Raw genomic sequence first — 6,000 nt, forward strand, 5'->3', positions numbered from 1 at the left:
CGTACCGGGCCGACAGTACGGGGGCGGACGGGCCGAGCCCGCGCGGCTCGGGCGGTCCGGCGCCGGCGCCGCCCCGCCCGGGCCCGCCGGTGGATCAGTGCTCGTGCGGCCCGCTGCGGTGGACCGGTCCGTGGGAGTCGCCGCAGTGCTCGTCCAGCACGGTCCCGCCCGCCGGGGTGATCTGCAGCAGCTGCTGGTCGTCGTCCTCGCCGACGTGGTCGACCTGCAGCGTCGCGTGGGTGATCCGGTACCGCTCGCGCAGCTGCCGTTGCAGTCCCCGCCGGACGGCGTGGCAGTCGCCGCCCGGGGCGACCAGGATGTGGGCGGAGAGCGCGGGCTGTCCGGAGGTGATCTCCCAGATGTGCAGGTCGTGGATCTCCACCACCTGGTCGGCGGCGACCAGCCGGTCCGCCACCTCGTCCGGGTCGACGCCGGCCGGCGCCGCCTCCAGGAAGATCCGTCCGGAGTCGCGGACCAGCCCGATGCCGGCCCGCAGCATCAGGGCCACCACCACCAGCGAGGCGATCGCGTCCGCCTGGACGAATCCGGTGGTCAGCATGACCACGCCGGCCACTGCGGTGGCGACGAAGGCGTAGAGGTCGGTCAGCACGTGCTGGAACGCGCCCTCGACGTTCAGCGAGGTGCGGTTGGCCCTGGACATGCACCAGGCCGCGCCGATGTTGACGACGATGCCGACCAGCGCCGTGACCAGCACCAGCGAACCGGCCACCTCCGGCGGGTCGATCAGCCGGCGCACCGCCTCGTAGCCGAGCCAGGCGGAGAGCACCAGCAGGGTCACCCCGTTGGCCTGGGCGGAGAGGATCTCCGCCCGCTTGAGTCCGTAGGTGTAGCCGCCCCGGGCCGGGCGGGCGGCCAGCCGCATCGCGACCAGCGCGAGCACGATCGAGGCCGCGTCGGTGAGCATGTGCGCGGCGTCCGAGATCAGGGCCAGCGACCGGGCGGCGAAGCCGACCACCACCTCGCCGGCCATGAACACCACGATCAGGGTCAGCGCGGCCAGCAGCCACCGGCGGTCGGCGTCGGCGGACACCCCGTGCGAGTGGCCCCCGGGCCCGTGTCCGTGTCCGCCGTGGTCCCCGTGCGGCTCGGAGCCGTGGCCGCCGTCCCCGTGGACGCGAGCGTCATGGCTGTGCTCGTGGACGGCCATCGAGATCCTCTCCTGGACGCGCGGGGGCAGGGTGTGGCAGCCCCGCACCCGAAGTGAACCGCAGATCGGACGAAGATCCAAAGGCTGCACTGGTGACCGTTGTCGTTCCCGTCGAGACTCTCCCACCGGCCTGGCCCGCCCTCCTGTGCACCCTGCTGTTCGCCTTGCTGCGGTAGGGTCTCGCCGCCCTGATGAGAGGGCCGGTCGATCCTGGTGAGGTAGTGGTGGACAACGGCGAGCCGGTCCGGCTGCGGACGATCGCGCTGGAGTGGGGGCGGATCGGGCTGGTCGGCTTCGGGGGCCCGCCCGCGCACATCCTGCTGCTGCGCCGGCTCTGTGTGGAGCGGCGCCGCTGGCTGGGCGCCGAGGAGTTCGAGGACGGCATCGCGACCACCAACCTGCTGCCCGGCCCGGCCTCCACCCAGCTGGCGATCCTCACCGCCTGGCGGCTGCGCGGCGCCGCCGGCGCGCTGGTCGGCGGAGTCTGCTTCATCGCGCCGGGCCTGGTCCTGATCCTGGCCCTCTCGGCGCTCTTCCTGGCCGGCCGCCCGCCGCTCTGGGTGCTCGGCGCCGCGGCCGGCGCGGGCGCGGCCGTGCCGGCGGTCGCGGTGCAGGCCGCCACCGCGCTGGTGCCCGGCAGCCTCGGGCGCGCGGGCACGCCGGCGGCCGGGGCGGCGGGCGCGGGTGCGGCCCGCCGGGGTCGGGCGCGCTGGGCCGGGTACGCCCTCGCGGGCGCGGTGGCGGCCGTCGTCACCGGGCCCTGGCTGGTGCTGGTCCTGCTGGCGGCGGGCCTGGCCGAGGTCGCGGTGCGCTCCCGCGCGCGGGCGGCGGCCTTGCCGCAGGGCGGCCGGGGCGAACCGGACGGTTGGGACGGGCAGGGGGGCCATGACGAGCAGGGTGGCCGGGACGGCGGGCGTGGGCGGAGCGGTCCCGACGGTGGCGGGATCGGGCCGCAGCCGGGCGCCGGCCGCCGGGCCGCGCTGCCGCTGGCGGCGGCGGTACCGGCGTTGGGCGGGCTCGGTGCGCTGTCGTGGGTGGCGTTCAAGGTCGGCGCGCTCTCGTACGGGGGCGGCTTCGTGATCATCCCGCTGATGCAGAACGACGCGGTGCACCGCTACCACTGGATGACGGACGGTCAGTTCCTCAACGCGGTCGCCCTCGGTCAGGTCACTCCCGGTCCGGTCGTCCACACCGTCGCGGCCGTCGGGTTCGCGGCGGCCGGCGTCGGCGGCGGTCTGCTGGCGGCGGCCGTGGCCTTCGGCCCCTCGTTCCTGTTCGTCCTGTTCGGCGCGCGCCACTTCGACCGGCTGCGGGCCGACCGGCGGGTGCAGGACTTCCTGACCGGAGCCGGGCCGGCCGTGGTCGGGGCGATCGCCGGCTCGGCCCTGCCGCTCGCCGCGTCCCTGCGGTACGGCTGGCAGTGGGGTGTGCTGGCGGCGGCGCTGCTCTGGCTGCCGGTGGCCCGGCGGGGTGCGGTCACCGCCCTGGTGACCGCCGGCGGGCTGGGCGTGCTGGCCGCGCTGGCGGGTCTGCCCGTGACCTGAGCCGACGGGGCCTCACGGCCCGGGCCGCGCCCGCACCGGGCCGGCGCGGAGGTCCGGCCCGGTCGTCGCGCCCGTGCTCAGCCGCCCACCCGGGCCGGGGTCACCGAGCCCGCCGAGCCGATCGGGCCGTCCAGCAGCTCCGCGGGATCCAGCGGCATCGTGGGCACCGCGGTCGCGGCGCGGACCAGCGCCTGCATCACCCGCAGGTCCTCGCCCTGTTCGGGGTGCCACTGAACGCCCAGCGTGAAGCCGGGGCCCTCGATCCCCTCGACGGTGCCGTCCGGCGCCAGCGCACCGACCCGCAGCCCGTCACCCAGCCGGTCGACCGCCTGGTGGTGGAAGGTCGGCACCGTCAGCTCGGTCTCCGGGAAGAGGTCACCGAGCAGCGTGCCGGGCACCGGCCGCACCAGGTGCGCGCCGTAGGCGCCGGGCGAGCCCGCGTGCACGTCCGGGTGGACGACGTCCGGCAGGTGCTGGAGCAGCGTGCCGCCGCACACCACGTTGAGCAGCTGCATGCCCCGGCAGATGCCGAGCAGCGGCATGCCGGAGGCCAGCGCGGCCCGGAGCAGGGCGATCTCCCACTGGTCCCGCTCGGGGGAGTCCGCCTCGGTCAGCGGGTGCGGCGGCTGCCCGTAGTAGGCCGGGTCCAGGTCGGGGCCGCCCGAGACGACCAGTGCGTCCAGCCGGGCGAGCACCTCGGGTGCGCGCTCCGGAGCGTCCGGCGGCAGCAGCACCGCAACGCCGCCCGCGTCCCTGACGAACGCCGTGTAGCGCTCGGGCACCAGGGCCACCCGGCGGCCCCGCCAGTCACTCCAGCTCACGTCGACCAGGTAGGTGCTGATGCCGATGAAAGGCCTGCGATCCATGGCGGGAATTCTGCACCCGTCACCCGTGGTATCCCCTCAACCACGCCGCGCGGCGCGCCACGGCCCTCACCCTCCCCGGGCGGGCCCCCGCCAGGCCGTAGCGTTCGCTGAGATCCGTGCCGCACCGAGGAGCAGGAGCCCCGATGTCCGACACCCCGGTCTGCCGCCGCCTGGTCGGACGGACGGCTGTCGTCACCGGTGCCGGCGGCGCGGTCGGTCTCGCCGCCGCCCGCCGGCTCGCCTCCGAGGGCGCCCGGGTGGTCTGCGCGGACGTCGACGAGGCGACCGGCGCCGCCGCGGCCCGGGAGGTCGGCGGGCTGTTCGTGCACACCGACGCCACCGACCCGGCGATGGTCGAGGCGCTCTTCGACGAGGCCTACGAGACCTTCGGCAGCGTCGACGTGGCGTTCAACAACGCCGGGATCTCGCCGCCCGAGGACGGCTCCGTCCTCACCACCGACCTGGACGCCTGGCACCGGGTGCAGGCGGCCGACCTCACCTCGGTCTTCCTCTGCTGCCGGGCGGCGCTGCCCTACATGCGCCGGCACGGGCGCGGTTCGATCATCAACACCGCGAGTTTCGCGGCGCGGATGGGCGCGGCCACCTCGCGGATCTCCTTCACCGCGGCCAAGGGCGGCGTGCTGGCGATGTCGCGCGAGCTGGGCGTGCAGTTCGCCCGCGAGGGGATCCGGGTGAACGCGCTCTGCCCGGGCCCGGTGGACACCCCGCGGATGCGGGGGCTGTTCGCCGAGGACCCGGAGCGGGCGGCCCGGCAGTTGGTGCACATCCCGCTCGGCCGGTTCGCCGCTCCCGAGGAGATCGCGGCCGCCGTCGCCTTCCTCGCCAGTGACGACTCCTCGTTCGTCACCGCGAGCGAATTCCTGGTGGACGGCGGCATCACCGGGGCCTACGTCACCCCGCGGCGGGCCCCGGACGCCGGCTGACGGGCCGCCGCGGGCGGCGCCGCGCGGGCCCCCGATCGGGTTCTCACCGTAATCTCATCCAGAACCGCCGAATGGGCGGTTCTGCTGATATCGCGTTTATCCGCCGCCGTTTAGATTCGTCGATGTGAGCGAGCAGATTCCCGCCGGGTGGTACCCGGATCCGCAGGACACCACCAGTGACCCCCGGCCCCAGCGCTGGTGGGACGGCAAGGGCTGGACGGCCGGCACCCGTCCGGCGCCCTCGGACGCCCCCACGGGCCTCGCGGCCGAGGCGCAGGCGCCGCCGGCCGCCGCTGCCGGCTCCGATGCCTCCGACGCGCAGGACGCCCCCGACGCACCGGGCCCCGCCGACCCGCAGGGCCTTCCCGAGGGCCCGGACGCGGCGGGCACCCGCAGCCCGGGAGCCGAGGGCGGCCCGGAGGAGGACACCCGGGTGCTGGAGGGGCAGGTGCTGCAGAGCGGCCCGGCCGTCCGCTACCCGGAGCTGCCGCCGCCGATCGGCGCGACCGCGGCCGGTGCGGCGTCCGGCAGCAGGAAGGCGTTCCGCCGGCCGTCCCGGGCGGTGGTCGTCGCGGCCTCGGTGGCGGCCCTGCTCGGCCTGGCGGTCGGCTCCGGGGTCACCTACCTCGCGGTGGACGGTGACGCGCCGGCCCGTGCGAGCCACCGCGACGGCAGGAACTTCCTGTTCAACGGCGAGAACGGCCCCCGCGGCGGGATGCCGGGCCAGAACGGCCAGGGCGGCCAGAACGGGCAGGGCAACCAGAACGGCCAGGGTCAGAACGGCCAGGGTAACCAGAACGCGCCGGGCCAGAACGGTCAGAACGGTCAGGGCGGGACCGGCGGCAAGGGCGGTGGCAACGGTTCCAACGACGGCGCCTCCGCCGGCGTGGCGGCCGACCTGGTCAACCGGGTCACGCTGCCCGTCCCCTCCGGCTGGGAGGGCGGCACCACCACCGGGGGCTACGCGGCGCTGACCATCGGCTCCTACCCCTGCGTCGGCGCCGAGGGCGACACCTGCTCGCTCGGCGGCGCGGTCACCAGCCGGATCGAGGGCACGGACGCGCAGGCCGCCGCCAAGGCGGACATCGCCCAGGCCGCCAAGGAGTCCTACGGCGACAGCCCGTCCCACGAGGAGCTGAAGTCGGAGGCGGTGAAGGTCGCCGGCCGCGACGGCTACCTCGTCCGCTGGAAGGTCAAGGCGGCCAAGGGGAACGACGGGTACGTCGAGACCGTGGTCTTCCCGACCGCGGACGGCAAGGCGCTGACCGCGCTCCACCTCGGCTTCGACGTCGACCCGAAGGCGCCGGACCTCGCGCTGATGGACACCATCGTCAAGGGGGTCGCCCAGTACACCGGCAAGGACCTGCCGGGCGGCACCGGCAACGGCACCACCACCTGACCGTCCGCCCGCCGGAGCGGGTCACCGGCCGGGCCCGCGCCCGGCCAGGCGGCCGGCCCGCCCCCGGACACCCGGGGGC

5 protein-coding genes are annotated in these 6,000 nt (G+C 75.9%); 3 read left to right on the forward strand and 2 right to left on the reverse strand.

Features of this window, described 5'->3' with window-relative positions; all coding sequences use genetic code 11:
* Window positions 1–94: 94 nt before the first annotated feature.
* Window positions 95–1,168 carry a cation diffusion facilitator family transporter gene (locus ACFTWP_RS34105; protein WP_380268877.1) on the reverse strand — a complete coding sequence of 358 codons (1,074 nt, stop codon included), beginning with the start codon at window positions 1,166–1,168 and terminating at the stop codon, window positions 95–97.
* Window positions 1,169–1,392: 224 nt separating this feature from the next.
* Between ACFTWP_RS34105 and ACFTWP_RS34110 the strand changes: the two genes are divergently transcribed.
* Entirely contained in the window at window positions 1,393–2,712 is a 1,320-nt protein-coding gene (locus ACFTWP_RS34110; protein WP_380268878.1) for a chromate transporter, read from the forward strand.
* A gap of 77 nt (window positions 2,713–2,789) precedes the next feature.
* On the opposite strand, the gene ACFTWP_RS34115 is transcribed toward ACFTWP_RS34110, so the two are convergent.
* Window positions 2,790–3,578 carry a gamma-glutamyl-gamma-aminobutyrate hydrolase family protein gene (locus ACFTWP_RS34115; protein WP_380268879.1) on the reverse strand — a complete coding sequence of 263 codons (789 nt, stop codon included), beginning with the start codon at window positions 3,576–3,578 and terminating at the stop codon, window positions 2,790–2,792.
* A gap of 143 nt (window positions 3,579–3,721) precedes the next feature.
* On the opposite strand from ACFTWP_RS34115, the gene ACFTWP_RS34120 reads away from it, so the two are divergent.
* Together ACFTWP_RS34120 and ACFTWP_RS34125 are read left to right on the forward strand one after the other, a co-directional pair.
* Window positions 3,722–4,522, forward strand: a complete 801-nt coding sequence (locus tag ACFTWP_RS34120) for a 3-oxoacyl-ACP reductase (RefSeq protein WP_380268880.1) — start codon at window positions 3,722–3,724, stop codon at window positions 4,520–4,522.
* 124 nt (window positions 4,523–4,646) lie between these two features.
* On the forward strand, window positions 4,647–5,921 hold the full coding sequence (locus ACFTWP_RS34125; RefSeq protein ID WP_380268882.1) for a DUF2510 domain-containing protein: 1,275 nt from the start codon (window positions 4,647–4,649) through the stop codon (window positions 5,919–5,921).
* Window positions 5,922–6,000: the final 79 nt, after the last annotated feature.

The organism is Kitasatospora sp. NPDC057015 (genome assembly GCF_042673745.1).
Taxonomy (GTDB): Bacteria; Actinomycetota; Actinomycetes; order Streptomycetales; family Streptomycetaceae; genus Kitasatospora.